This is a genomic window from Microbispora sp. GKU 823, from assembly GCF_002027145.1.
Classification (GTDB): domain Bacteria; phylum Actinomycetota; class Actinomycetes; order Streptosporangiales; family Streptosporangiaceae; genus Microbispora; species Microbispora siamensis.
On the sequence record NZ_MWJN01000010.1, the window covers coordinates 60,077 to 84,937 of the forward strand.

At 71.9% G+C, this 24,861-nt stretch carries 23 protein-coding genes, 3 pseudogenes and 1 riboswitch; of the genes and pseudogenes, 6 read left to right on the forward strand and 20 right to left on the reverse strand.

Translation table 11 applies throughout. The features are described from left to right. Positions 1-67 precede the first annotated feature (67 nt). The 4 genes from B1L11_RS08105 to menB form a co-directional block, all read right to left on the reverse strand. The gene (locus B1L11_RS08105) at positions 68-598 is read right to left on the reverse strand and encodes a DUF1203 domain-containing protein (protein WP_079313900.1); all 531 of its coding nucleotides are present in this window, start codon (positions 596-598) and stop codon (positions 68-70) included. 55 nt (positions 599-653) lie between these two features. Beyond that, a complete protein-coding gene (locus tag B1L11_RS08110) occupies positions 654-1,295 on the reverse strand; it encodes a DedA family protein (RefSeq protein WP_079313901.1) in 642 nt (213 codons plus the stop codon). Positions 1,296-1,422: 127 nt separating this feature from the next. Then, on the reverse strand, positions 1,423-3,072 hold the full coding sequence (menD, locus tag B1L11_RS08115; protein WP_256862331.1) for a 2-succinyl-5-enolpyruvyl-6-hydroxy-3-cyclohexene-1-carboxylic-acid synthase: 1,650 nt from the start codon (positions 3,070-3,072) through the stop codon (positions 1,423-1,425). Positions 3,073-3,205: 133 nt separating this feature from the next. Then, positions 3,206-4,036 (reverse strand): 1,4-dihydroxy-2-naphthoyl-CoA synthase, encoded by an 831-nt coding sequence (menB, locus tag B1L11_RS08120; protein WP_079313902.1) that lies wholly within the window; start codon positions 4,034-4,036, stop codon positions 3,206-3,208. A gap of 103 nt (positions 4,037-4,139) precedes the next feature. Here menB and B1L11_RS08125 point away from each other — a divergent pair, with 103 nt between their 5' ends. The 3 genes from B1L11_RS08125 (at position 4,140) to B1L11_RS08135 (ending at position 7,292) form a co-directional block, all read left to right on the forward strand. Beyond that, complete coding sequence (locus tag B1L11_RS08125; protein ID WP_256862332.1) at positions 4,140-5,324, forward strand: AMP-binding protein; 1,185 nt, start codon at positions 4,140-4,142, stop codon at positions 5,322-5,324. Between the two features lie 39 nt (positions 5,325-5,363). Next, entirely contained in the window at positions 5,364-5,744 is a 381-nt protein-coding gene (locus B1L11_RS08130) for a hypothetical protein (protein WP_079313904.1), read from the forward strand. Positions 5,745-5,912: 168 nt separating this feature from the next. Then, on the forward strand, positions 5,913-7,292 hold the full coding sequence (locus B1L11_RS08135) for an RNA polymerase sigma factor (RefSeq protein ID WP_079313905.1): 1,380 nt from the start codon (positions 5,913-5,915) through the stop codon (positions 7,290-7,292). Between the two features lie 165 nt (positions 7,293-7,457). Here B1L11_RS08135 and B1L11_RS08140 read toward each other — a convergent pair whose 3' ends face one another. Further along, positions 7,458-7,910 (reverse strand): hypothetical protein, encoded by a 453-nt coding sequence (locus B1L11_RS08140; RefSeq protein ID WP_204050879.1) that lies wholly within the window; start codon positions 7,908-7,910, stop codon positions 7,458-7,460. A gap of 114 nt (positions 7,911-8,024) precedes the next feature. Between B1L11_RS08140 and B1L11_RS08145 the strand changes: the two genes are divergently transcribed. Further along, positions 8,025-8,600 (forward strand): TetR/AcrR family transcriptional regulator C-terminal domain-containing protein, encoded by a 576-nt coding sequence (locus tag B1L11_RS08145; RefSeq protein ID WP_079313907.1) that lies wholly within the window; start codon positions 8,025-8,027, stop codon positions 8,598-8,600. A 322-nt stretch (positions 8,601-8,922) separates the two neighbouring features. Then, positions 8,923-9,123 (forward strand): DUF5999 family protein, encoded by a 201-nt coding sequence (locus tag B1L11_RS08150; protein ID WP_079313908.1) that lies wholly within the window; start codon positions 8,923-8,925, stop codon positions 9,121-9,123. Here B1L11_RS08150 and B1L11_RS08155 read toward each other — a convergent pair. Next, a pseudogene (locus tag B1L11_RS08155) lies at positions 9,110-9,707 on the reverse strand (alpha/beta family hydrolase). The gene B1L11_RS08150 and the pseudogene B1L11_RS08155 sit on opposite strands and share 14 nt — an antisense overlap. 90 nt (positions 9,708-9,797) lie before the next feature. Between B1L11_RS08155 and B1L11_RS08160 the strand changes: the two are divergent. After that, positions 9,798-10,208, forward strand: coding sequence for a hypothetical protein (locus B1L11_RS08160; RefSeq protein WP_079313909.1), 411 nt, complete (start codon positions 9,798-9,800; stop codon positions 10,206-10,208). Between the two features lie 13 nt (positions 10,209-10,221). Here B1L11_RS08160 and B1L11_RS08165 read toward each other — a convergent pair whose 3' ends face one another. From B1L11_RS08165 to B1L11_RS44940, 14 genes and pseudogenes are all read right to left on the reverse strand, one after another. After that, positions 10,222-10,761, reverse strand: coding sequence for a hypothetical protein (locus B1L11_RS08165; RefSeq protein ID WP_079313910.1), 540 nt, complete (start codon positions 10,759-10,761; stop codon positions 10,222-10,224). 91 nt (positions 10,762-10,852) lie between these two features. Continuing rightward, the gene (gene gcvP / locus B1L11_RS08170; protein WP_079313911.1) at positions 10,853-13,678 is read right to left on the reverse strand and encodes an aminomethyl-transferring glycine dehydrogenase; all 2,826 of its coding nucleotides are present in this window, start codon (positions 13,676-13,678) and stop codon (positions 10,853-10,855) included. 182 nt (positions 13,679-13,860) lie between these two features. After that, positions 13,861-13,952: riboswitch (glycine riboswitch) on the reverse strand. Between the two features lie 153 nt (positions 13,953-14,105). Next, positions 14,106-14,725: pseudogene (locus tag B1L11_RS08175) on the reverse strand (MerR family transcriptional regulator). A gap of 155 nt (positions 14,726-14,880) precedes the next feature. Next, positions 14,881-15,351 (reverse strand): bifunctional nuclease family protein, encoded by a 471-nt coding sequence (locus tag B1L11_RS08180; protein ID WP_139577972.1) that lies wholly within the window; start codon positions 15,349-15,351, stop codon positions 14,881-14,883. A gap of 76 nt (positions 15,352-15,427) precedes the next feature. Continuing rightward, positions 15,428-16,084 (reverse strand): MerR family transcriptional regulator, encoded by a 657-nt coding sequence (locus B1L11_RS08185; protein ID WP_079313912.1) that lies wholly within the window; start codon positions 16,082-16,084, stop codon positions 15,428-15,430. A 19-nt stretch (positions 16,085-16,103) separates the two neighbouring features. Next, positions 16,104-16,607 carry an FHA domain-containing protein gene (locus B1L11_RS08190; protein WP_079313913.1) on the reverse strand — a complete coding sequence of 168 codons (504 nt, stop codon included), beginning with the start codon at positions 16,605-16,607 and terminating at the stop codon, positions 16,104-16,106. A 385-nt stretch (positions 16,608-16,992) separates the two neighbouring features. After that, entirely contained in the window at positions 16,993-19,497 is a 2,505-nt protein-coding gene (locus B1L11_RS08195; RefSeq protein WP_079313914.1) for a mannose-1-phosphate guanyltransferase, read from the reverse strand. Between the two features lie 3 nt (positions 19,498-19,500). Further along, complete coding sequence (locus tag B1L11_RS08200; protein WP_079313915.1) at positions 19,501-20,067, reverse strand: CDP-alcohol phosphatidyltransferase family protein; 567 nt, start codon at positions 20,065-20,067, stop codon at positions 19,501-19,503. Positions 20,068-20,187: 120 nt separating this feature from the next. After that, the gene (locus B1L11_RS50060) at positions 20,188-21,240 is read right to left on the reverse strand and encodes a peptidase domain-containing ABC transporter (RefSeq protein WP_256862333.1); all 1,053 of its coding nucleotides are present in this window, start codon (positions 21,238-21,240) and stop codon (positions 20,188-20,190) included. A gap of 82 nt (positions 21,241-21,322) precedes the next feature. Next, positions 21,323-22,255: pseudogene (locus B1L11_RS50065) on the reverse strand (cysteine peptidase family C39 domain-containing protein); the annotation flags it as partial. Positions 22,256-22,314: 59 nt separating this feature from the next. Continuing rightward, a complete protein-coding gene (locus B1L11_RS50070) occupies positions 22,315-22,491 on the reverse strand; it encodes a hypothetical protein (RefSeq protein WP_179155037.1) in 177 nt (58 codons plus the stop codon). Next, positions 22,488-23,459 (reverse strand): TIGR04500 family putative peptide maturation system protein, encoded by a 972-nt coding sequence (locus B1L11_RS08210; protein WP_079313916.1) that lies wholly within the window; start codon positions 23,457-23,459, stop codon positions 22,488-22,490. The genes B1L11_RS50070 and B1L11_RS08210 overlap by 4 nt, the downstream gene beginning before the upstream one ends. After that, complete coding sequence (locus tag B1L11_RS08215) at positions 23,440-24,456, reverse strand: MvdC/MvdD family ATP grasp protein (RefSeq protein ID WP_079313917.1); 1,017 nt, start codon at positions 24,454-24,456, stop codon at positions 23,440-23,442. The genes B1L11_RS08210 and B1L11_RS08215 overlap by 20 nt, the downstream gene beginning before the upstream one ends. Positions 24,457-24,577: 121 nt before the next feature. Then, complete coding sequence (locus tag B1L11_RS44940) at positions 24,578-24,730, reverse strand: putative ATP-grasp target RiPP (RefSeq protein ID WP_143737104.1); 153 nt, start codon at positions 24,728-24,730, stop codon at positions 24,578-24,580. Positions 24,731-24,861 lie beyond the last annotated feature (131 nt).

Sequence of the window (24,861 nt, forward strand, 5' to 3'; positions counted from 1 at the left end):
GGGTCCTTTCGTCGCCTGGCCGTTGCCCGAACGCTAGGCGTCCTTTCCCGCCGCTGCTTCGTTCACCTCAACGAACCGGCGCGGCGCTCGTAGTGGGATTCTCCAACACGCCGCGCCGTACCTCGAACAGGAAACAGCCGAACTCCACGGCCCGCACATGGACCACCGCCGTCTCCGGATCCTCCAGCAGGGTGTCCAGCAGGATCGACGCCGCGACGGGGTCGGCCGACTGGTGCGCCTCCACGAGGTGCCCGTTCAGGATGGAGCCGTCGGCGCGGTAGGTGCGGAAGACCCGCCGCGGACCGCCCATGGCCGCCGGATAGCCGGGCTCCGGTCCCTCGCACGGCTCCTCGTGGACGAACACCGGCCCGACCTCCTCGTACGCTCCGGGGTCGGCGCCGGTCTCCAGCGCCCAGCGGCGCAGCGGCGCGTAGGCCGCGAGCAGGACCGCCTCCCCGGGCCGGGAACGGCGCAGGCAGCAGCGCAGCGGGTTGCCGCCCTCCTCCTCGACGATCCGGCGCGGCCGGCGCCCGGCGTCGTCGGTCTTCCTGAGCTGGTCAAGCACGTCGGGCTCGATGGCCCTGATCTCGAACGCCATGCCCTCATCGTGGCCTTCCGGCCATCCGTGAGGCTGGCGGAAAACGGACGGCGCGTTACGAGGCGCTGACGGTCTCCGGCACGCTTTCCTCCTCGCCCACCGCCTTGGCGGCCTTGCGCTTGAGCCACACCGTGGTGCCCAGGCCGACCAGGACGGCGATCACCAGCCCCACCCACGAGAAGCCCTTGAGCCACTTGTCGGCCACCACGCCCAGGTAGTAGATCGCGGCCGTGGTCCCGCCGGCCCAGGCGACGCCGCCCAGGACGTTGGCGACGAGGAAGCGCCAGTAGGGCATGTGCAGGGCCCCGGCCAGCGGCCCCGCGAGGATCCGCAGCAGGGCGATGAAGCGGCCGAAGAACACCGCCCACATCCCGTGGCGGTTGAACATGTGCTCCGCCTTGGCGATGTGCGCGGGGCCGAAGTGCTTGGGGAAGCGCCGTCCCAGCCGGTCGAACAGCGCCCGTCCGCCCTTGCGGCCGATCAGGTAGCCGATGGAGTCCCCCACGATCGCGCCGCCGCTCGCACAGAGCCCGAGGACCACGGGGTCCACGACCCCTCTGGACGACAGCAGCGCGGCGCTCACCAGCACGATCTCACCCGGGAGCGGGATGCCCAGGCTCTCCAGCCCGATGACGGCGCCCACGAGCACGTAGACCCATACGGACGGGATGGTCTGCAGCCACTCGTCGACGTGCATCTCACTCCCTCAACGCGGTAACAGCACCCATTCTGCCGTCGCCCCGGGGGTGCGGCATCCGCCGAAAGGACCAAGGCCGGTAACCCGTTAGGAGGACGGGCCCGCCCCGCCTCCGACCGGAAGACGATCAGTCGCGCATCGCCGCGCGTACGGCGTCGCGCATCGCGACATGGACGGCCGCGTTGCCCACCCGGTCGGTGCGCGCCTCCACGATTCGCAGGCCGTCCCCCTTGATCGCCCTGGACAGCTCCTCGGGGTCCTCGACCAGCGCGTACGGCAGGCCGCTCGCGGCGGCCAGGTAGCCGAGATCCACCCCGTGGGGGGTGCCGAAGACCCGCTCGAACGGGTCCTCGAGCGCGGCCTGCGGCAGCAGCGAGAAGATCCCGCCGCCGTCGTTGTTCACCACCACCAGGCACAGGTCGGGCCGGGGCTCGCGCGGGCCCAGGATCAGGCCGTTCTGGTCGTGCAGCAGCGTGAGGTCGCCGATCAGCGCGTACGCCGGGCCGTTGTGGGCGAGCGCGGCCCCGACGGCGGTGGAGACCAGGCCGTCGATGCCCGACGCGCCCCGGTTGGCCATCAGCCGCAGCCCCCGCCGGGGGCGCATGGCCTGGTCGAGGTCGCGGATCGGCATGGAGGACCCGCAGAACAGCAGCGAGCCGTTGGGCAGCACCTCGGCGAGGTCCCTGGCCAGCCGCGGCTCGGTCAGCCCGGAGGAGTCGAGCACGGCGTCGATCGCCTCGCGGGCCACGTGGTCGGCGTGCCGCCAGGCACGCAGCCAGGCGTCCCCACCGGCCGCGATGGGGATCTCCACGGCCTGGGCCACCTGTGTCGCCGAGCGGGTCGGGTCGGGCCACCGGGTCAGGTCGGGGGCCACCACGATGTGCTCCTCGGCCCGGCGCAGCCACGACAGCAGCGGGCGCGACAGCCCGGGGCGGCCGAGGGTGACCACGGACGTCGGGCCGGTGGGCGTCGGCCCACTCCTGGTCGCCCAGCAGGAAGTGGTAGGTCGAGATCGCGTGGTCGCCGTACCGGCCGCCGCCGTTGGGCTCCGACAGCACGGGCCAGCCCGCCATGCCCGCCGCGGCGACGTATCGCCGCACGTTGGCGCGCCGTCGCCGACGATCAGCACCCCGCGCCGGGTCGGCGGGATGTGCAGGGCGGCGGAGGGCGGCGCGACCCGCGCCCGGAACCACGCGCCGGAGGCGTCGCCGTCCAGCGGCTCGCACCAGCTCGCGTCGCCGTCGGGGATCAGCGGCTCGCGGAAGGCCACGTTGAGGTGGACGGGCCCGGGGTCCGGCGGCCCGGCGGCGCGCTGGCAGGCCCGGCACACCAGCGACCGCCAGTAGGCCACCTGGCCCGGCCGCTCCTCCGGCACGCCGACCTCGGCGAACCAGCGCACGGCCGAGCCGTACAGCTTGACCTGGTCGATCGTCTGGTTGGCGCCGGTGCCGCGCAGCTCGGGCGGCCGGTCGGCGGTCAGCACGAGCAGCGGCACGCCCGACTCGGACGCCTCGATCACGGCGGGGTGGAAGTTGGCCGCCGCCGTGCCCGACGTGCAGATCAGGGCCACCGGGCGCTCGGACCGCTTGGCCAGGCCGAGCGCGACGTACGAGGCCGACCGCTCGTCGACGCGCACGTGCAGCCGCACCCGTGAGTCGGCGTGCGCGGCGAGCGCCAGCGGCGCCGACCGGGAGCCCGGCGCGAGCACCACGTCGGTGACCCCGCAACGCACCAGTTCGTCGATCAGGACGGTCGAGAGGGCGGTCGCCGGGTTCACCGCCGCGCCTCCAGAACGCCCAGATTTAGAACGCCCAGACCGGCCCGGTTCCTGTCCACCCGCCCGTCTCCTCCCGTTCCCGCAGCCGCAAGCGTACGGCAAAACGGAGAGGCCGCCGTCATCGCTCGCCCTTCTACGGGCGGCGGGGGAACTTCGAGAAGTCCGGCTTGCGCTTCTCCTTGAACGCGTCGCGGCCCTCCTGGGCCTCCTCGCTCATGTAGTAGATCAGCGTCGCGTCGCCGGCGAACTGCTGCATGCCGGCCGCGCCGTCGGTCACCGCGTTGAGCGCGCCCTTCAGCATGCGCAGCGCGAGGGGCGACTTCTCCAGCAGCTCGCGGGCCCACTGGACGGTCTCCTCCTCCAGGCGCTCCAGCGGCACCACCGCGTTGACCAGGCCCCACTGGAGCGCGGTCTGGGCGTCGTACTGGCGGCACAGGTACCAGATCTCGCGGGCCCGCTTGAGGCCCACCGTCTCGGCGAGCAGCCAGGAGCCGTACCCGCCGTCGAACGAGCCCACCTTCGGACCGGTCTGGCCGAACCTCGCGTTGTCGGCGGCGATCGTCAGGTCGCAGCAGACGTGCAGCACGTGGCCGCCGCCGATGGCGTAGCCCGCCACCATGGCGATGACCGGCTTGGGGCAGCGGCGGATCTGCACCTGCAGGTCCAGGACGTTGAGCCGGCCGATGCCGTGGGTCTTGTCGTCCACGTAGCCGTCGTCGCCGCGGATCTTCTGGTCGCCGCCCGAGCAGAACGCCTTGTCCCCGGCGCCGGTGAAGATGATCACACCGACCTCGGTGTCCTCCTGGGCGCGGTTGAAGGCCTCGCGGAGCTCGAACAAGGTCGTGGGCCGGAAGGCGTTGTGCCGCTCGGGGCGGTTAATCGTGATCTTCGCCATCCCCTCCGCGGTCTCGTAGATGATGTCCTCGTACTCGCCCGACCGCTTCCAGTCGACCCCGCTCGTCACACCCGCTCCTTCGTCGTCACCAACCAGGCGCCGTCAGCAACCAGGCGCCGTCTCCGACCAGGCGGTCGCCTCCGGCCACCGCGCCGGGACTAACCTTACGACCGTGCTCAGCAGTCCAGGACACCACCCGGGACGCCGCCCGGGACAGCGACCCGTGCACGCCCTCGTCCTGCCTCCGGGGCCCGCCCTGTCCGAGGCCGTACGGCAGGCCCTGACCGGCGACGGGCCCGCCGTGCTGCCGCTGTCGCCCGACCTGCCGCGGCCCGCGCTGGAGGCGACGCTCGCCGCGCTGCGCCCCACCCACGTCGTCACCGCCGACGGCGTCCGGCGCATGCCGGACGGAGAGCCGTCCGACGCGGCGCTGATCATCGCGACCTCCGGCTCCACCGGCACCCCGAAGGGGGTGGAGCTGACGGCCGAGGCGCTGCTCGCCTCGGCCCGCGCCTCGCTGGCCAGGCTCGGCGCCCGCGAAGGCGACCGCTGGCTGTGCTGCCTGCCGCCGTCGCACATCTCGGGCGCGCAGGTGCTCGTCAGGTCGCTGCTGTGCGGCACCGAGCCGATCGTCCACGCGCGCTTCTCACCCGCCGACGTCGCCGCGAGCGGGGCCGACCACGTCTCGCTGGTCCCCACCCAGCTGCGGCGGATGCTGGACGCGGGGGCCGGCGTCGCGGCCTTCGGCACGATCCTGCTCGGCGGGGCCGCCGCCCCCTCGGGCCTGCTGGCCGAGGCCCGCGCGGCGGGAGCCAGGGTCGTCACCACGTACGGCTCGAGCGAGACGAGCGGCGGGTGCGTGTACGACGGCGTGCCGCTCGACGGAGTCGAGGTCAAGATCGGCGGCGACGGACGGGTGCGGATCGCGGGCCCGGTGCTGTTCTCGGGTTACCGCCTGCGCGAGGAACGGCCCTTCGAGGGCGGCTGGTTCGTCACCTCCGACCTGGGCTCGATCGAGGACGGACGGCTCACCGTGCTGGGCCGGGCCGACGACGTGATCAACACCGGCGGCCGCAAGGTCGTGGCCGGAGCGGTCGCCGAGGTCCTGGCCGGGCACCCGGCCGTACGCGACGTCGTGGTGGTGGGCAGGCCCGACCCCGAGTGGGGCGAGATCGTGGTCGCCGTCGTGGTTCCCCGCGACGGTGGCGAGGTGACGCTCGGCGAGCTCAGGGACTTCGCCAAGGAGCGGCTGCCCGCCTACGCCGCGCCGCGCGCCGTCGAGCTGGTGTCCCAGATCCCGCTCCTGCCGAACGGCAAACCCGATATGGTCGAACTCAAGAACCGGAACCGCGGATGACCTTCGTGCGTCTGTAAGAGCAGGGGAAGGGGACGCCGCATGCAACCGATCCGCCTCACGCCGGCCCAGAAGACGATGGCCTCCGCCGTGCTCGTCGGCGTCGTCATCGTGGGCGGAGCGTCGATCACGGCCGCCGCCTTCGCCGGCCGCCTGGATGACGTCGCGAAGGTGGGCGACGCACCCGCCGCCAAGCTCGGCCCCGCGACGGGCGGCCACGGGCAATCGGTCGAGGTCTCCCCCGACGCTTCCGGCCGCGACCTCACCGGGGCGCGGTCCACTCCCGAGGCCGACGACTCCGGCGTGACGTCCAAGGTCCTCACGGACGACCCGGACGGGGTCGCCGAATACTGGACGCGCGAGCGCACCGAGGGCGCGGACCCCATGCCTGTGCCCGAGGTCAGCGTCATCATCCCCGAATGACCGGGCCGCTCCGCCGAATCCGGCAGACCTCCCCCGCGGGGTGAGGGAACAAACCAGGCGCGAGAGCGTTATTGATACTGGTGCGCTGAGCCGCCGGACGCCGCGCCCCGATCGCAAGCATCACAAACCTCGAACCAACCATGAACTCCGCAAGGAGGAGGTGTCCTCATGCCCCGGACCGCCGTGGCGGACTCGCCCGAGCGCGAGGCGACCCCGACGACGCTCGACCTGCTGCTGGAGCGAGGCCGTGCACAGGGTCGCCTTTCCCTGTCGGAGCTGCGCGAGGCCTTCGCGAAGGCCGGCGTCAGCCCCGTTGAGGGCCGCTCGATCCTGCGCGAGCTCACCGAGGCGGGCGTGAACCTGGCCGCTGACAACGGCACGGAGAACGAGCCGGGCGCGCAGACGACCGCCGAGACGGGGGCGCGGACCCCGGCCAAGGCGCCGGCCAGGAAGTCCCGCCGGGCCGCCCAGGCCGCGGCGCAGGCCGCCCAGAGCGCGCCGGCCTCCAGGAGCGCCGCGAAGAAGGCGGCCAAGGCCGCCGACGAGGAGCCGTACGAGGAGGAGCTGCAGGCCGACGAGGCCGAGGCGGAGGACGGCGAGACGCTCGACCTCGACGACACCTCCTCGGTCATGGGCGACTCGGTGCACACCTACCTGAAGTCCATCGGCCGCCGTACGCTGCTCACCGCCGCCCAGGAGGTGGAGCTGGCCAAGCGCATCGAGGCCGGTCTGTACGCCGAGTACAAGCTGGAGACCGCGCTCGAGAACGGCGAGCACCTGCCCCCGCACGTGCGCGAGGACCTGGAGTGGGTCATCGAGGACGGCAGGCGGGCCAAGGACCACATGCTGGAGGCCAACCTCCGCCTGGTCGTCTCGGTGGCCAAGAAGTATACCGACCGCGGCATGGCCCTGCTCGACGTCGTGCAGGAGGGCAACCTCGGCCTGATCCGCGCCGTCGAGAAGTTCGACTACACCAAGGGCTACAAGTTCTCGACGTACGCCATGTGGTGGATCCGGCAGGCCATCCAGCGCGGCTTCGCCGACTCTGCCCGGACGATCCGGCTGCCCGTCCACGTGCTGGAGATGCTGTCGAAGCTGTCGCGCGTCGAGCGTGACATGCACCAGCGGCTCGGCCGGGAGCCCACGCCGGAGGAGCTGGCCGTCGAGCTGGACAAGACCCCGGACCAGATCGAGGAGCTGCTGCGCACCAGCCGGCAGCCGATCAGCCTCGACTCGACCATCGGTGAGGACGGCGAGACCCGCATCGGCGACCTCATCGAGGACGTCGACTCCCCCGAGGCGTCCGAGGTCGTCGACCGGCAGCTGCTGGCCGAGCAGCTCAAGGGCGTGCTGAGCAACCTGTCCCCGCGCGAGGCCAAGATCATGAGCCTGCGCTTCGGCCTGGCCGACGGCAAGCCCCACACGCTGGACGAGATCGGCAAGCACCTGGGCCTGACCCGGGAGCGGATCCGCCAGCTGGAGAAGGAGTCGCTGTCCAAGCTGCGCCACCCGAGCAACACCCGCCCGCTGCTCGACTGGGCCAGCTGAGAACTGGGCCAGCTGATTCACATATCCGTGCGGCCCGCGCCCTCAGGGGGTGCGGCGTACGGCTTTTCAGCCGGCCTGGTGGTCGTCCCTTCTTCCGCCGCGGAGGCGGTGCAGGAACGCCCACAGCGCGGAGCGGGCGGGCCTGCGTGGCCTGCTCGCTCGTGCCTAGTGGTGCGCGGCGGCCAGGCCCTTGCGCACGTCGCGCGGGGTCAGGCGGGCGGGGTCGCCCGTCTTGGAGGCGCGCGGCACCCGGGGGATGCCGCTGAGGCGGTGCGCCTCGCGCAGCGTGCGCAGGCGGTTCACCTCGTCGGTCCACAGCGCGCCGTCGGGAGTGGCCTTCGCCTTGCGCCGGGCGATCCTGCTGTCGTAGGACTTCACGCCGAACGTGGCGCGCTGGCCCGCCTCCGCGGCGCGCAGCGCCTCGGTCAGGGCCGCGTCGAGGCCCAGGGCCGCCTCGCGGAGCTCGGGGAGCGGCGCGCCCGCCGCCTTCGCCTCCTGGAACCGCCGCTGCGCCACCCGGACCTTCTCCAGCACCTGGTCGAAGTTCTTCCGGATCTCCAGATCCGCGTGGTAGCGGACCTCCGCCTCCCGGCTCACCCGCGGACGGAAAAACGCCATCGTCAGCCCCTTCGGTATCGAACTCGCGTCGCAACCGGTAGCGTACGCGCTCCGCGCGGGGGCCCGCACCGCAGGGTGCGCCGCCCTTTACGAAGTAAGGCCCGATGTGGCAGCATGATCGCCGTGCCTGCCAAGCGACCACCCGTCCCCCTGTCCCGCGAGCGGATCATCGACGCCGCCCTGCACATCGCCGACGGCCAGGGCCTGCGCCGGCTGACCATGCGCCGCCTCGGCGACGCCCTCCAGGTGGAGGCCATGGCCATCTACCACCACCTGCCGCGGGGCAAGGAGGCGCTGATGGACGCCCTCGCCGAGCACGTGACGACCGTGGAGGTCGATCCGGCCACCGCCGCCACCTGGCAGGACAGGGCACGCGCCTGGGCCCGTGCGAGCCGTGCGGCGCTTCTCGAGCACCCGGGCGTGCTGTCGCTGGCCCTGACCAAGCCGCCGAAGGGGTCGGCCCTCATCGCGATCGGGGAGCAGACCGAGCAGTTGCGCGAGGCGGGGGCGGGCGACCCGGCCGGAGCGGTCCGGGCGCTGCGGGCCTACGTGTTCGGCAGCGTGGCGGTGGAGGTCCAGCAGTCGGGATGGGCCGACCCGGACGCCGAGGTGCGCGACGCCCGCACCGCCGAGGGCGAGCGCGACTTCGAGCACGGCCTCGACGCGCTGATCGCCGGCCTCGGCGGCTGAGACCTGGGGTTTCCGGGTCGTCCGCAACGGCCGCTTCCGGTGACCGGAATCTGTGATCTGTCGGTTACCCGGCCGTCGGCGTGTCGAGGCCGGACCGTTGCCTCCAATGGGGCATTCTTGTGTACTAGGTCACATCAGTGCGCGTGAGCCTGCTCGGGGTGCGGCCGGGTCCCCTGCCCGACCGGCGGAAATGCTCCGAACTGACTATGTCGTACGGATGCGGCCGAGCCGCAAACTGGTGTAGTCCAGTGTGGTGTGCGTCATACCCCACGGACACCCGGAAGACAAAACGAGCGAACGATAAAGACACGGAGCCCCGGCGATGTGCCCTCATGAACCGGCCTGTCCCAGCGCGGACGCGAAGGACCGAGAAGCCGCCCGCACGATAGCCTGTCACCCCGAGCAAGGCTGGAGCCTGCTCTGCAACGGCGTCGTGCTGTTCGAGGACACCGGCGAGCTGCTGCCCGACGGCGGCGTCATCGCCCCGCACCGCCCCACCGACATGGCCATCAGCGCGGCCTAGGCGAACGCAGCCACCGCGCCACCACCTCGCCCACCCGGGCGGGGTCCTTCTTGAACTCGTGCCCCTCCCCCGGGAGGACCACGAGACGTGCGGCGTCCTTCTCGTCCGGCACGCCGAACGGATCCCGATCCCCGTTGACCACGAGCACGGGGGTCCCCGCCTGCCGCAGTTCTTCCGCCCGTGACCGCTCCGGCTTGCCCGGCGGGTGGAGCGGGAACGCGAGCGCCACCACCGCCTCGGCCCCGGTGGCACGCGCGGTGCGGCAGGCGACCCGCGCGCCGTTGCTCCGCCCGCCCTGGACGAGCGGCAGGCCCGGGTGGCGCTCGCGGAGCGCGGCGACGATCGACAGCCACGCCTCGTCCTGCTTGACCGCCGACCCCGGCGCCCGCGCGCCGCGCAACCGGAACGGCTGCGTCACCCGTGCCGACGGTCCCCCCGTCCGCCAGCCACCGCGTCCCGTACGGCGAGCAGGTCGGGGCGTCGACACCTCCCCCGGACCCGTGGGTCAGGACCAGCAGCAGCCGGGGATCGGCCGCCTCGTCCACCTCGGCCAGGGCGCGGCCGTGCGGGGTCTCGATCTCCATGCCGGTGACGGTAGCGGGTCCGACTGAAGCGGGAGGAGGCGACCCTCCGATCGGAGGATGGCACGCCCCCGTGAAAGGGGCCAGAATGTCATGGTGACGGACATCGCATCGCAGCAGCCGCCCGCGCCCGGGCGCCCCGTCCCTCCGCCGCCGGCGGCCTCCTCGACCCGCGAGGACCTGCGCGCCGTCATGGCGGCCCGCCGCGACCTCGGTCCGGAGTACGAGGACGCGCTGGTCGACTCGTTCCTCGACAAGCTCGACGTCGAGATCGCCGCGCGGGTACGCAACGAGGTGGCGGCCCAGTTGCACCACCAGCCCCCGGGCAACCAGCCCAAGCAGAAGGACGGCGCCGTGGGCCTGGCCCTCGGCTCACTCGGCATCGGCATCCCGCTGACCGCCATCGCGGCCGGAGCCGGGCACTTTCCGGGGCTCCTGCTCGCCTGGGGCGGGATCGTCGCGGTCAACTTCGCCTACGCCATCAGCCGCCGCTCCCAGCGCTGAACCGGTCCCCGGTTCAGCCCTCGACGCCCTCCATGGCGGGGCGCACGTCCCGCCCGAGGCGCAGCCGCACCTGGTCGGCCAGCGCCTCGTCGGGGTGGTCGAGGCCGTAGCGCCACACGGTCTCCGCGTCGGCGTCGCGGCCCCGCAGCGGCAGCGTACGGGCCAGCAGCTCGATCGCGAGCGCCCCGGTGCCGGCGTCGGCCCCCTCCTGGCGGCTGTCCTCCACGGCCCCGGCGAACTGCGCGCACGCCATCTCCAGGTGCGCCATGCCGAGCAGCACCCGCAGGCGTGCCGGGTCGGCCACCGCGCTGACCGACAGCGCCTCGAGCAGCACGTCGGCGGCCCTCTCGGGCTCGCCGTCCTCCAGCAGCCGCTCGGCCATCCGCTCGACCACGACGGACAGGCCTTCGCCGGCCTCGCCGCGGTCCGGCGCGTCCTCGTCCGCGGCGAGTTCCGCGAAGATCGCGGCCGCGCCGTCGAGGTCGCCGCCCTCGGCGAGCCGGCGCGCGTGGTCGAGCCGGTCGGACCGCCGCCCGGAATCGATGGCCGTCATTCAGGGGCCTCGCATGGTCGCAGGTGATGAGAAACGATCACCGCGATCTTAACGAGACCGGCCGCCGGGCGGGGCCGACATACTCAACTGATCAGTCCTCGTACGCCTCGAGGGGCGGGCAGGAGCAGACCAGGTTGCGGTCGCCGTACGCCTGGTCGATGCGGCGCACCGGCGACCAGTACTTGTCGTCCCGCAGGCCGGGCACCGGGTAGGCGGCCACCGCCCGCGAGTACGGGTGGGTCCACTCGTCGGCGGTCAGGCACTCGGCCGTGTGCGGGGCGTTGCGGAGCGGGTTGTCGGTCTTGTCGTACTCGCCCGACGCCACCTTGGCGATCTCTTCCCGGATGGCGATCATCGCGTCGGCGAAGCGGTCGAGCTCGGCCAGGTCCTCGCTCTCGGTCGGCTCGATCATGAGCGTCCCGGCGACGGGGAACGACATCGTGGGCGCGTGGAAGCCGTAGTCGATCAGCCGCTTGGCCACGTCGTCGACCGTGACGCCGGTCTCCTTGGTGATCTGGCGCAGGTCGACGATGCACTCGTGGGCGACCAGGCCGTCCCGGCCGGTGTACAGCACCGGGTAGTGCGGCGCCAGCCGCCGGGCCAGGTAGTTGGCCGACAGGATCGCCTGCTCGGTGGCCTGGCGCAGCCCGTCGGCGCCCATCATCCTGACGTACGCCCAGGAGATCGGCAGAATGCCCGCCGAGCCGTACGGCGCGGCCGACACGTGTGCCGGCAGGTGGTCGGCGAGGTGGGCCTTGACCGCTACCGGACCGACACCGGGGCCGCCGCCGCCGTGCGGGATGCAGAAGGTCTTGTGCAGGTTCAGGTGGGAGACGTCCGCGCCGAACTCGCCCAGCTTGGCCAGGCCCACCAGCGCGTTGAGGTTGGCCCCGTCGACGTAGACCTGCCCGCCGGCCTCGTGGACCCGCTCGCAGATCTCGACGATCGTCTCCTCGTACACCCCGTGGGTGGACGGGTAGGTCACCATGATCGCGGCGAGCGCGTCGCGGTGCTTGTCGATCTTGGCGGCGAGATCGGCCAGGTCGACGTTGCCGTTCGGGTCACAGGCCACCACGACCACCCGCATGCCCGCCATGACGGCGCTGGCGGCGTTGGTGCCGTGCGCGGAGGACGGGATCAGGCACACGTCGCGCCCGTCCTCGCCCCTGGAGCGGTGGTAGGACCTGATCGCCAGCAGCCCGGCGAACTCGCCCTGGGAGCCCGCGTTCGGCTGGATCGACACCCGGTCGTAGCCGGTGACCTCGGCCAGCCAGCCCTCCAGCGTCGCGATCAACTCGGCGTACCCCTCGGCCTGCTCCGCCGGCGCGAACGGGTGGATCGAGGCGAACTCCGGCCAGGTGACCGGCTCCATCTCGGTGGTCGCGTTGAGCTTCATCGTGCAGGAGCCCAGCGGGATCATCGAGCGGTCGAGCGCGATGTCCTTGTCCTGCAGGCGCCGCAGGTAGCGCAGCATGGCCGTCTCGGACCGGTGGGAGTGGAACACCGGGTGGGTGAGGAAGTCCGAGGTCCGCTGCAGGTCGGCCGGGAGCGCGTCGGAGGTCACCCGGTCGAGGTCCTCGACCACGAGTTCGGACGCGCCGAACGCCGCCCAGACCGCCCGCAGGTGCTCCGTGGTGGTCTTCTCGTCGCAGGCGACGCCGACGTGGTCGTCTCCGGCCAGGCGCAGGTTCACGCCCCGCTCCGCGGCGGCGGCCACGACCTGGGCGGCCCGCCCGGGAACGCGGGCGAGCACGGTGTCGAAGAACTCGTCGTGGACGACCTCCACGCCGCCCTCGCGCAGCCCGGCGGCGAGAACGGCCGCGTGGCGGTGCACCCTCTGGGCGATCCTCCTGAGGCCCTCCGGGCCGTGGTATACGGCGTACATCGACGCCATCACGGCGAGCAGCACCTGCGCGGTGCAGATGTTGCTGGTGGCCTTCTCCCGCCGGATGTGCTGCTCGCGGGTCTGCAGAGCCAGCCGGTAGGCCGTGCGGCCGTCGGCGTCCACCGAGACCCCGACCAGGCGGCCCGGCATCTGCCGCTGCAGGCCCTCGCGTACGGCCATGTACGCCGCGTGGGGGCCGCCGTAGCCCAGCGGGACCCCGAAGCGCTGGGAGGAGCCGACGGCGATGTCGGCGCCCTGCTCGCCCGGGGCCTCCAGCAGGGTCAGCGCCAGCAGGTCGGCCGCGGCCACCAGCAGCGCCCCCTGGGCGTGCGCCCGCTCGGCGACCGCGCGGAAGGACGCCGCCCGGCCGCTCGCGCCCGGATACTGCACGAGGACGCCGAAGCACTCGGGCAGCTCACCGGCGAGGTCCGACTCCACCAGCGTGATGCCGAGCGGCTCGGCGCGGGTCGCCAGCACGGCCTTGGTCTGCGGCAGCGCGTCGGCGTCCACCACGAACACGTCGGTCTTCGCCTTGCTCGCCCGCCGGGCCAGCGTCATCGCCTCGGCCGCGGCCGTCGCCTCGTCGAGCAGGGACGCGCCGGCGACGTCGAGGCCGGTGAGGTCCGACACGACCGTCTGGAAGTTCAGCAGCGCCTCCAGCCGCCCCTGCGAGATCTCCGGCTGGTAGGGCGTGTACGCGGTGTACCAGCCGGGGTTCTCCAGCACGTTGCGCAGGACGACACCCGGGGTGATCGTGTCGTAGTACCCGAGGCCGATCATCGGGGTCAGCACCCGGTTGCGGCCGGCGAGGGCGCGCAGTTCGGCCAGGGCCTCGGCCTCCCCCACCGCCTCGGGCAGGTTCAGCGGACCGCGCGTGCGGATCGCCTCGGGCACGGCCACGGCGAGCAGGTCGGCCACCGACTCGTAGCCGACCACCTCCAGCATCCGGGCGCGGTCGCCCTCGGAGGGGCCGATATGACGGGTGGCGAAGGGCGGGGCGGAAAGATCGCGAAGTGTGGACCGGTCGCTCATGACAGGGGCCTCCTGGGCGGGTCGAGACCTGCGGCGACCGCCCGGCGCCTGCGGTGGCGCGGCCGGTCGTGAAGCGGTCTCCCCCTCTGTCATCGGACCTGAGAGCTTCACCGGGCCGTCGAGCCCGGCTTTCCCCTTCGGTGAGGCGCCGCCTGGCCGGCGGGCCTGCTTTTCAGAGTCGCCTCGTCCGTGCGGTACGGGTGCCTGAGAGATTCCGGGGAGGTTTGCTCCTTCGGCGCCCCTGAAGGCCAGGGGTCTCTCCCGCACGAGGTCGTCGGCCGTGTCCCACTCTACCGGCTACCCCGGATCGCCCGGCTCGCACCCCGCACGAGATCGGCGCCGAGACCGCGGCGCGGGCGCGATCCGATGGTTCGCCCTGCCGTTCCTGGTCGGTCTGATCCCGGCCCAGCGCTCGCCGGGCATCCGCTCAGCCGGTCCTGCGGGCCTTTTCTTCGACGGGCCAGCTCGTCCGCCGGATGGTCCCCCCTCCGCATCCGGAGCGGCCTCCGCGCGCTCACCCGGAAGCTCGGCCAGCGATCCCTCGACCTCCCGCCAGACCCGCCCGAGCGCGATGCCGAACACGCCCTGGCCGCCCTGCAGCAGGTCGATCACCTCGTCGGCGCTCGTGCACTCGTAGACGCTCACGCCGTCGCTCATCAAAGTGATCTGGGCCAGGTCGTTGACGCCGCGGTCGCGCAGATGCCGTACGGCGGTGCGTATCTGCTGGAGGGAGACCCCGGTGTCCAGAAGACGTTTGACGACCTTCAGGACGAGGATGTCGCGGAAGCTGTACAGTCGCTGGGACCCGGATCCCTGGGCGGCCCTTATCGTCGGGAGCACCAGTTCGGTCCGGGCCCAGTAGTCGAGCTGCCGGTAGGTGATCCCGGCCGCCGCGCACGCCGTGGGCCCGCGGTATCCGATGCCCTGAGGCAGCGCCGTCGGCTGCTCGTCGAACAGCAGACCCTGTTCGCCGGCGCGCTCGCGCGCCGCCTGCCGAACCGGGTCGTGCTGGCCGGCCGACTTACCCTCGCCGCTGCTGACCGCCACTGCGGACCTCCGGCTTTCTCTCATCCCACGGTCTGATCTGGGGGTTCGTGAATTACAACCGTGGTTTCCCTTGCACCGTAGGACCGGGGCCATCGTCAGTCAACGACCCCGTCCGGCGCGTCGTGAAGCGTAATCTCCCGAAATCGTCCGGCACGTCAGCCCGCCCGGCCGAAGTCTTCCGGTGTGATTTTGTCCAGGAACTCGCGGAACTTTTCCACTTCGTCTTCCTGGTCGTCGGGCATGCTCACGCCCGCCTCCTGGATCACGTCCTCACTCGCGTAGATCGTCGCACCCGTACGCAACGCCAGCGCGATCGAGTCCGAAGGACGGGCGCTGACCTCCACGCCGTTGGAGAAGACCAGATCGGCGAAGAAGATTCCATCGCGGAGCGCGACGATGTTGACGGTGCGCAACCGCACCCCCAAGGCCTCAAGAACGTCACGGAACAAGTCGTGGGTCAGCGGCCGGGGCGGCGGCTCCTCCGCCTGGGCCAACGCGATAGCGGTCGCCTCGGTCATGCCTATCCAGATCGGCAGATACCGATCACCGCTCGTCTCCTTCAGGAGAACGATCGGCTGGTTGGTGGGCATCTCAACGCGAACCCCCACGACCTCCATCTGCAACACGGGCGGCTCCGTCTCAAGCGTCGCGGCATATCACCAGGCATTCAACGTAACACCCACGGAGGTGCGGATGTGCCGGTCACCGCCCCAGAACGCCGCGAACACTCCCACGCAGTAACGCATTGTGCAGTTCCTGGAGAAGTCCGGAGATCTCCCTGGCGGTCTCGTCCGCCTCCGCGATCGCCCCCGGCGCCTTGCGCCGCAGCAGCGGGGCCACCGCCTGCTCGATCAGACCGGCCTCCCGCTCCACCGCGGCGCGGATCGCCCGCAGGTGCCGCGCCTGCAGGCCGAAGCGCGCCAGCGCCCCCACGCTGCGCGCGACCTCCAGCGCCTCCCCGTCGTACCGGCGCGCGACGGGAGCGACCAGGCCGAAACTCTCCATCTCGGCCAGGGTCTCCTCGTCGATGCCGGCGGCCTCGATGAGCTCCTCCCGGCTGAGGCGCACGGGCGGAGCGCCGTCGGACACCGCGTGCGGGCGGGCCGCCTGCTCGTCCAGCTGATCCTTGATCACCCGGAGCGGCAGGTACTGGTCACGCTGCGCACGCAGGATGTACCGCAGGCGCTCGACATCGTTGTAGGTGAACTTGCGGTACCCCGACGGGCTCCGCTGGGGCTCGATCAGCCCCTCACCCTCCAGAAACCGGATCTTGGAGACGGTCACGTCCGGGAACTCGCCCTGCAGCAGGGCGAGCACCTCCCCGATGCTCATGAACGCCCGTACGGCCTGCGCGCTCATGACTCCTCCTCCTCACCGATCACAGCCCTCCGGGACCACGCGTGAGGAACACCAGCCGGAACTTGCCGATCTGCACCTCGTCGCCGCCCTGCAACGGGGACTCCTCGATGCGCTCCCGGTTGACGTAGGTGCCGTTGAGGCTGCCCACGTCCCGCACGGTGAACTGGCCGCCGCGCCGGTAGAACTCCACGTGCCTCCTGGACACGGTCACATCGTCCAGGAAAATGTCGCTTTCCGGGTGGCGACCCGCCGTAGTGAGGTCGCTGTCGAGCAGAAATCGGCTGCCCGCGTTCGGACCCCGCATGACCACCAGAAGAGCCGTGCCAGGCGGCAGCTGCTCGACGGCGGCTCTGTCCGGCAGAAGCGTCTGGCCCGTCTCCGCCTCAAGCGCCTCGAGTGAGATCGTCGAGGTCGTGTCGGCTGCGACGGGCGCCGGAGCGCTCAGCGGCGAACCGCATCGTGAACAGAAACGGGCATCCTCGGGGTTGGCATGACCGCACTGCGTGCAGTAGACGCTGGGCATCGAACGGCTCGGCCTCTCTCACGACTTGCTCTAGGACTAGCTCAAACTGCGAATGCCGCAACTTACGCTGATCAGGCACAAAGGTCAAGACCGCGGCTGGGCGTGGACTGACCAACGCTACAGCCAGCGGAGGTTCAAGGTCCATCCCGCCACACAGTGTTTGATTGCGCTCGCTCCGCTCGCGCGGCTCGGGGCGCCCAAAGGCCACGCGTCGTGCCGGAGGCGCGCCATGAGCACAGCCCTCGTCGCGTCCTCGCTCGTTCCTCGCTCCGGGCGCTCCTCAGTCCAGTCGCGGCCGCGCCCCTCGCGTGACGGTTGCGCGCCGTAAACCTCGCAATGGGGTAGCCGCTTCGCGGGACGGTTGCGCGCCGTATCCGAAGGGATATCAGTGGGCGCCGGCGGCTTGTTCGACGACGTGGGCCCAGCGCTCCAGGAGGGCCTGGGCGGTGTCCATGTCGTGGCCCTCGGCCCACAGGTGGGTGACGGCCTCGGCGGGGTCGGGCAGGACGAGGGCCCAGCTCCCGTCGTCCTCCACGACGCGGACGCCGTCGGTGGTGTCCAGACGGTGGCCCTCGGCCGCCTCGACGACCGAGCGCATCACGGCCCCCTTGTGCGCCCAGGGCGTGGGAACGGTCCGCTTGAGCAGCTTGGCCTCCGGGATGCGGGCGTCGATCTGGCTGAGCGACAGCCGCGTGCGCGCCACGAGGCCGAGCAGGCGCAGGAACACCGCCAGGCCGTCCACGGTGGGCGCGAACTCCGGGACGATGAAGCCGCCCCTCCCGTCGCCGGCGAAGATCGTGTCAGGGTGCCTGGCCGCCCGGGTCAGCGTGTCGAGGCTCGTGGCCGTCCAGTCGACCTGCACGCCGTGGAATCGGCAGACCATCTCCGCCACCCGGGTCGTGGTGACCGGCAGGGCCACCCGGCCGCCCCGGCGCTCGGCCGCCACCAGGTCGAGCACGACGAGCAGCGCCCGCTCCTCGCTGATCAGCTGGCCCATCTCGTCCACCAGGGAGACGCGCTCCCCCACCGGGTCGAACCGTACGCCGAAGGCGGCCCTCGCCGAGGCCACCAGCTCCGCCAGGCGCTGCAGGTCGCGGCGGCGCTCGGCGAGCGTCTCGGTCGGCGAGGCGTCGTCGAGGCGGTTGTTCACGGTGAGCACGTCGACCCCGGCCCGGCCCAGCAGGCTCGGCAGCACGAGCGAGGAGGTGCCGCCCGCGCAGTCGACCACGACCTTCATCTCGGTGTCCTTCACCCCGGACATGTCGATGCAGGCCAGCAACTCCCGGGCGTAGGTGTCCACGGCGCGGGCGGGGAAGGTCAGCTCGGCGATCTCGCCGGGGAAGGCGCGCCGGTACTCCTGCCGGGAGAAGACCCGCTCCAGCTTGCGCTGGGCCGCCTGGGACAGGTCGGCCCCCGTCTCGTCCATGAACACGATGTCGACGCTCTGGGGGTCGCCCGCCGTGGTGCGCAGGGCGATGCCGCCCCTGACGTTCTCGCGCGAGGTGTTGAACCTGGCGACCGGCAGGGCGGCGGCCTCCAGGTCGACCACGTTGATCGCGCTGGAGTTCAGCGCGCTGATCACCGCCCGCTTGAGTGCCCGCGCCGCGCGCGAGGCGTCGCGGGAGGTGACGACCGTGTCGCCCTTGCGCAGCGTCGTGGCGTACGCGCTGGCCAGCCGTACGCACAGCTCCGGGGTGATCTCGACGTTGACCAGCCCGGAGACCCCGCGGGGGCCGAACAGGCTGCGCTGGCCGCGCGACTCCCAGATGACGCTGGTGTTGACGACCGTGCCCGCCTCGATCGTCTTGAAGGGGTAGATCTTCACGCCTGAGGAGACGTACGCCTCGGCCTCGATGACGCACTCGTCGCCGACGACGGCGTTCTCCTCGATCCTGGCGCCGGTCATCACGTCGGTGTTCTTGCCGATCACGCAGCCGCGCAGGTGGGCGGCCGGGCCGACGTACACGTTGTCGCTCACCACGGCGCGGTGCAGGAACGCGCCCTCCTTGACGACGGCGTTGCTGCCGAGCACGGTGTACTCCCGCAGTTCGGCGCCGGCCTCGACCTTGGCGTAGTCGCCGATGTAGAGGGGGCCCTTGAGCACGGCCTCGGGGTCCACCGAGGCGCCCTCGGCGGCCCACACGCCGGGGGCCAGCTCGAACGCGTCGAAGTCGACCTTGACCTTGCCCTCCAGCACGTCGGCCTGGGCCTTGAGGTAGCTCTCGTGCGTGCCGACGTCCTCCCAGTAGCCCTCGGCCACGTAGCCGAACAGCCGGCACCCCCGTTCGAGCATCTTCGGGAAGATGTCGGACGACCAGTCGACCGACTGGCCGGGGGCGATCTCGTCGAGGACCGACGGCTCCATGATGTAGATGCCGGTGTTGACCGTGTCGGAGAACACCTGGCCCCAGGTGGGCTTCTCCAGGAAGCGCTGGATGCGGCCGCTCTCGTCCACGATGATGATCCCGAACTCCAGCGGGTTGGGCACGCGCTTGAGCCCGATGGTGACCAGCGCCCGGTTCTCGCGGTGGAAGCGGAGCATGTCGGTCAGGTCGATGTCGGTGAGCGCGTCGCCGGAGATGACCAGGAAGCGGTCGTCACGGAGCTTGTCTGCGGCGTTCTTCACGCTGCCGGCCGTCCCGAGGGGGACCTCCTCGGTGGCGTAGTGGAGGGTCATGCCCAGCTCGTCGCCGTCGCCGAAGTAGTTGCGGATCAGCGCGGCCAGGAACTGCACGGTCACCACGGTCTCGGTGAACCCGTGCCGCTTCAGCAGCCGGAGCACGTGTTCCATGATCGGCCGGTTGATGATGGGGAGCAGGGGTTTGGGCTGGTTCGCGGTCATCGGCCGCAGCCGTGTCCCCTCCCCGCCCGCCATGACGACGGCCTTCACGGGTCACCCCTTCGTTAGCTGGCGCACCTGTACGACATACAACACCCCCGCCCACCAATACAGACCAGTTCCCCAGATGGCGAAGGCCCATCCGAAGATCGCGGCAATCTCGGCGTACCACCCCTCGTGAGAGGCGAGGAACAGCAGCGGGAACGCGTACATCAGGGCGGCGGTGCCGGCCTTGCCGAGGAAGTGGACGGGCAGCGCCGGACCGTAGCCGTGCCGCCGCAGCACGGGCGGCATCCACAGCAGCAGCACGTCGCGCAGCGGCACCGCGAGCGCCAGCCACCAGGGGACGGCGCCCCGCAGCACCAGGCCGATCAGGGTGGCGAGGATGTAGAGCCGGTCGGCGAGCGGGTCGATGAGCCGGCCCAGTCTGCTGATCTGGTTCCAGGCGCGGGCGAGCTTGCCGTCGAGCCAGTCGCTGAAGCCCGCGAGCGCCAGGAGCGCGATGGCCCACCCGTCGGCGTGGGGACCCAGCACGAGCCAGAGGAAGACGGGGACGCCGAGCAGCCGCAGGGCGCTCAGCAGGTTGGGCACCGTCCAGATCCGGTCCTCGGCAGCGTTCACGCCCCAGACCCTACATGCCGCTCTCCCGGTCGCTCCGGGCAGGAGCCACGGGGTCGGCCCCGTTGTCGACCACGCCGAACCGGTGCGCCGTCACCGCGGCCCGGCCGCGGGTGCGCGGCCTCAGGCCGTTTGCGCGGCGACGAGCCGGGTGTAGCGCCCGCCCAGGGCCAGCAGCTCCTCGTGGGTGCCCCGCTCCACCACCATGCCCCGCTCGACGACCAGGATCAGGTCGGCGTCCCGCACCGTGCTCAGCCGGTGCGCGATCACGATGCGGGTCTGCGTCAGGCGGGACAGCCGGGCCTCGATGCCGGCCTCGGTCGCGCTGTCCAGGTTGCTGGTCGCCTCGTCGAGCAGCAGCACCTTGGGGCGGGGCAGCAGCGCGCGGGCCAGGGCGAGCCGCTGGCGCTGTCCGCCCGACAGGCCGCCGCCCTCGACCAGGATCGTCTCGTAACCCATCGGCATCGCCATGATCTCGTCGTGCAGGCCCGCGAGCCGGGCCGCCTCGGCGATCCGGTCCATGCCGGCCTCGGGGAAGTTGAGCGCGATGTTCTCGCGGATCGTCCCGGTGAACAGCGACGGCTCCTGGGTGACCACGCCGAACTGGCGGCGCAGCGATCGCGGGTTGAGCTCCGCCGCGGGAACGCCGTCGTACCGGATCTCCCCGGCCGTCGGCTGGTACAGGGCGAGCAGGAGGCGGGCGAGCGTGCTCTTGCCCGACCCAGAGGGACCGACCAGCGCGACCTTCTGCCCGGGCCGTACGACCAGTGAGACGTCGCGCAGCGTCCACGGGCCGCGCGGGTCGTGGCGGAAACCCACCCCGCGCAGCTCGATGCCGCCGCGCAGCCGCAGCACCTCGATCCCCGTGGACGGCTCGGGCTCGGAGGCGAGGATGTCCGACAGCCGGTCGAAGTGCGCCCCGGCCTGCTGAAGGCTGCGCAGGCTGGTCATCAGCGAGCCGATCGGGGTGAGCGCGGCGGTGGCCAGGGCGTTCAGCGCGAGCAGCGTCCCGAGGCTCAGCGACCCGTCGAGCACCCGCCACGCGCCGACCCACAGCAGCCCCAGCGGCGCGAGATAGCGCACCGCCCCGAGCACCGCCTCGATGAGCCCCCGGACGAGCCCTCCCCGCACGTCGGCGTCGAGTTGCCGGGCGAACAGGTCCGACCAGCGCTGCATCGCCCGCGGCTCGGCCCCCGGACGCCTTGAGCGTCTCGATGCCGCCGACGGCCTCCATCAGCCGGCCCTGCGTGACGGCCAGAGCGGCCAGCTCGCGCCTGGTCAGGTCGCCCACCCGGCGGGCGGTGCCGAGCAGGAGGGCGGCCTGCCCTCCGGCGAGCAGCGCGAGGAAGCCGCCGAAGACCGGGTCCCGGGCGAAGACGAGCAGCAGGTAGACCAGGGCGAGCGGCCCGTCGAGCAACGACGAGAGAATCTGCCCGGTCAGCGTCTCGCGCAGGGCGATGACGCTGTTCGATCGGTTCACCAGGTCGCCCTTGCCGCGCACCGCGAAGTACCGGTACGGCAGTGCGACAAGGTGCGACACCAGGTTCCGCGTCACCTCCCCGTCGGTGCGCGAGCGGAGCGCGACGAGCAGCACCGAACGCAGGTAGCCCACCGCGAACTGGGTGACCACGGCGACCAGCACGGCCACGCCGAGGAGCGTGAGAAGCCCCGAGTCCCCGCGCGGGAGGATCCGGTCGACGACGATCTGGAACGCCGTCGCGAGCCCCAGGCCGAGCACCTGGAGCAGCACCGAGGCCGCGAGCACCTGGGCGAGCAGGCCCTTCCTGCGGAACACCAGCGCGCGCAGGAAGTCGCGCCGCCACGCCCGCGCGGCGCTGGACCGTACGCGGCGGAACCCCGGCTCGGGCTCGAACGCAAGCAGCACGCCGGTGAAGCCGGCGTCGAACTCGGCGGGCGTGAGCCGCCTGCGTCCCTGGCCGGGGTCCACGATGTCCACATGGTCGGGCGTCCACCGCTCCACCACCACGAAGTGCTGGAACTCCCAGTGGACGATCGCGGGCATGGGCACTCGCCCGAGATCGGCCGGCTCCAGAGAGAACGCCTTGGCGTTCAGGCCGAACTCCCGCGCGGCGCGGACGATGGCCAGCGCGCTCAGGCCGTCCCTGCCCACCTGGAGGTGGTCGGCGACCTCCTGCGCGGTGGTGCGGTGGCCGTGGAAGGACAGGATCATCGCCAGGCAGGCCGCGCCGCACTCGGTCGCCGAGTTCTGCAGAAAGACCGGGACCCGTCTCACCCGCCACCCCTCAGGACCAGAGCGGTGAGGACGGCCAGCCCCGCGGTGAGCACCGCGACCGCGCACCAGAGCAGGACGAGCGTACGGTCGCCGACCTCCTTGACGCCGGCCGCGGCGGGCGGCGGGGCGGCATGGCGGCGCAGCGCCTCGGCGCGGAAGATCTGCCGGTTCACAGCGTGCCGGTCCGCGCCGTGGTTCCCCAGAACCATTCGATCTTCGCGGAACGGCGGCGTTCATCGATCCACAGGTCGAAGACCCGCCGTTCGACACGGCGGCGCGTGTCCGCGTCGAGCTCGGCGCCGGCCACGGAGATCACCTTGAGCAGGACGTCCGGGGCGGGCGAGACGACGTCGCCGGGGCGGGCGGTGCCGATCTCGGCCGCGGGCACGTCCTCGACGACCAGCCGGGCGCCGCGCGTCCGCTCCGCCAGCCCGAAGAAGCCCGCTCCGGCGTCGATCTCGGCCGCCGCCCGCCGGGCCGTCTCCGAGTCGGAGAAGGTGAGGCGGGCGACCCGGGCCGTCGCGAACTCCTCCCGGTGCTCCTCGAAGTACGGCTCGACCCGTCCGGCCGTCACCCGCTCGCGGACGCGGGCGGCGGCCACCTCCCCCGCGACCAGTTCCTGGAGGTCCACCAGGGTGAGAGAGCGGCGGTCCATCCACTCGCGCGTCCGTTCCGCGGTGAGCAGTCCCCGGGCGCGCCGGAACGCGTCCACCGCCTCCTGGATCTCGTCGTCGGACAGCTCGACCGGCGCCTCCTCCATCTCGGCCTGGACGAGGGCGGCGGCGACGATCCGGTCCACCAGCCGGGCCTCGTCCCACAGGAAGTCGAGCCAGGCGACCGCGTCGACCACCTTGACCCCGACTCCGTCGATCCGTAGCAGCAGCATCTCGCCGGCCCGCTGCACGCCCCGCAGGGGCCAGGGCAGGGCGCGGTCGGGGCACCAGGACAGCGAGACGGTCCCCTCCCCCGGCCGTTTGATCAGGAGGTCGTAGTGGAGCGAGTCGTCGTAGTCCTCCCGCTGCCACAGCAGGCGGAAGCGCACGCCGGGATGGCGCTCCCGCAACTCCCGCAGGCGCTCCTGGGCCTCGGACGGGTCGAGGCCGTCCAGGCCGCGGAGGGTTTCAAGGGCGTCCGGCAACATGCGCGGTCTCCTCTCCGACCGTGCCGTACATCAACAGATCACACAACGCCGCGCCGATCGGCAGGCCCGTGGCCTTCTCGATCCAGAGCCACTGGCCACTGGGGTTGACTTCGAGGAAGACGTAACGCCCGTCGGGGGTCAGGATGAGATCGATCGCTCCGTAGCGCAGGCCGAGCCGCCGCACGATCCGCGTGCAGCGCTCGGCCACCTCCGAGGGCAGCTCGTGCACCTCATGGCGCGTGCTGCCCGGGTCGTAGCGGCGCCAGTCGAGCCTCGTGTGATTGCTCTCCTGCGAGTGGATCTCCGCCGCGAAGACGGCCCGCTCCACAACGGTCACCCGCAGTTCGACCCGCTTGGGCACGTATTCCTGCATGACGACCGGGCCGAACCTGATCGCGTCCGCGTACGCCGCATCCCGGGTGGACACCGGCTCCGACATCCGGGCCACGCCCTCCCCGTCGGCGCGGACGCTCGTGGGAACACCCAAGGGCTTGGTGATGATGCGGCCCTGGTGCCGGTTGTAGAAGTCCAGGAACTCGTCGGGGTCGTTGGTGATCAGCGTGTCCGGCAGCTCGAATCCGAGACGACCGGCCAGGAGCAGCTGGGACGACTTGCGCTGGGCCAGCCTGACCCGTTCCCTGGGCGCGGGGACCATGCGGCAGTCGAGCTGCTCCCACAGGTCCCCGGCGAACACCGCGCACTCCTGCTCGATGTGGGCACGTGCCACCGGGTCGGCGATCTCGGGATGCGCGACGGGAGCCTGGGGCCGGCGGAACCACACCGCCGTCAGATGGTCGAGATCGACGTCCGCCGTCTCCGTGCGCAGCCGCCGTCGCACCCGCCCGTCTCGGTGGTAAGCCGCGTCGAGCACCGCGCGGACCGGATAGTCGGCCGGGTCGAAGACGACGGCTTTCGCCCCCCGCGCGGCCAGCAGACGGGCCACGTGCTCCGCATGGAGGTCTCCGTCGATCGTGAGGATGAGTATCTCGCCGGACATCCCTCGTTCTTCCTCGTCTGGCTTCCTGATCTGGCTTCCTGATCCGGCTTCCTGGTCGGGCGCGGGCGCCGGAAGGGCGCCCCGCGCGGTCACTCGGAAGCGGTCGCTCAGAAGCGGTCGCTCAGAAGTCGAGGTCCTTGGCGTCGACGCTGCCGTCCGGGGTGATGACGTGGCTCGACCACTCGAACTTCCGGCCGCCGTTGACGAGACGGAGGTCTCCCTCGTCGAGCTCCGGCCCGGCCGCCGCGATGTCGTCGATCCTGATCTTGGACATTGTGATCCCTCCCGCCGTCCGAGGACGGCGTGGTTCTCGATGTGAAGGCACCCGGTCGGGCACCGGGCACAGACACTAGGAGGGCCCTCTTGGCGTCCACTTTGGACGATCTGGGGATCGGCTGAACGGGC

Excerpts from the sequence above, each read along its gene's own strand:
- B1L11_RS08145 (WP_079313907.1), top strand. The coding sequence starts at position 8,025 with ATGATCGCCGTGCCTGCCAAGCGACCACCCGTCCCCCTGTCCCGCGAG.
- B1L11_RS08135 (WP_079313905.1), top strand. The coding sequence starts at position 5,913 with ATGCCCCGGACCGCCGTGGCGGACTCGCCCGAGCGCGAGGCGACCCCG.
- B1L11_RS08160 (WP_079313909.1), top strand. The coding sequence starts at position 9,798 with ATGGTGACGGACATCGCATCGCAGCAGCCGCCCGCGCCCGGGCGCCCC.
- B1L11_RS50060 (WP_256862333.1), bottom strand. The coding sequence starts at position 21,240 with ATGCAGCGCTGGTCGGACCTGTTCGCCCGGCAACTCGACGCCGACGTG.
- B1L11_RS08210 (WP_079313916.1), bottom strand. The coding sequence starts at position 23,459 with ATGTTGCCGGACGCCCTTGAAACCCTCCGCGGCCTGGACGGCCTCGAC.
- B1L11_RS08110 (WP_079313901.1), bottom strand. The coding sequence starts at position 1,295 with ATGCACGTCGACGAGTGGCTGCAGACCATCCCGTCCGTATGGGTCTAC.
- B1L11_RS08130 (WP_079313904.1), top strand. The coding sequence starts at position 5,364 with ATGCAACCGATCCGCCTCACGCCGGCCCAGAAGACGATGGCCTCCGCC.
- B1L11_RS08165 (WP_079313910.1), bottom strand. The coding sequence starts at position 10,761 with ATGACGGCCATCGATTCCGGGCGGCGGTCCGACCGGCTCGACCACGCG.
- B1L11_RS08150 (WP_079313908.1), top strand. The coding sequence starts at position 8,923 with ATGTGCCCTCATGAACCGGCCTGTCCCAGCGCGGACGCGAAGGACCGA.
- B1L11_RS08185 (WP_079313912.1), bottom strand. The coding sequence starts at position 16,084 with ATGAGCGCGCAGGCCGTACGGGCGTTCATGAGCATCGGGGAGGTGCTC.
- gcvP (WP_079313911.1), bottom strand. The coding sequence starts at position 13,678 with ATGAGCGACCGGTCCACACTTCGCGATCTTTCCGCCCCGCCCTTCGCC.
- B1L11_RS08215 (WP_079313917.1), bottom strand. The coding sequence starts at position 24,456 with ATGTCCGGCGAGATACTCATCCTCACGATCGACGGAGACCTCCATGCG.
- B1L11_RS08140 (WP_204050879.1), bottom strand. The coding sequence starts at position 7,910 with ATGGCGTTTTTCCGTCCGCGGGTGAGCCGGGAGGCGGAGGTCCGCTAC.
- B1L11_RS08190 (WP_079313913.1), bottom strand. The coding sequence starts at position 16,607 with ATGCCCAGCGTCTACTGCACGCAGTGCGGTCATGCCAACCCCGAGGAT.
- B1L11_RS08105 (WP_079313900.1), bottom strand. The coding sequence starts at position 598 with ATGGCGTTCGAGATCAGGGCCATCGAGCCCGACGTGCTTGACCAGCTC.
- B1L11_RS44940 (WP_143737104.1), bottom strand. The coding sequence starts at position 24,730 with ATGTCCAAGATCAGGATCGACGACATCGCGGCGGCCGGGCCGGAGCTC.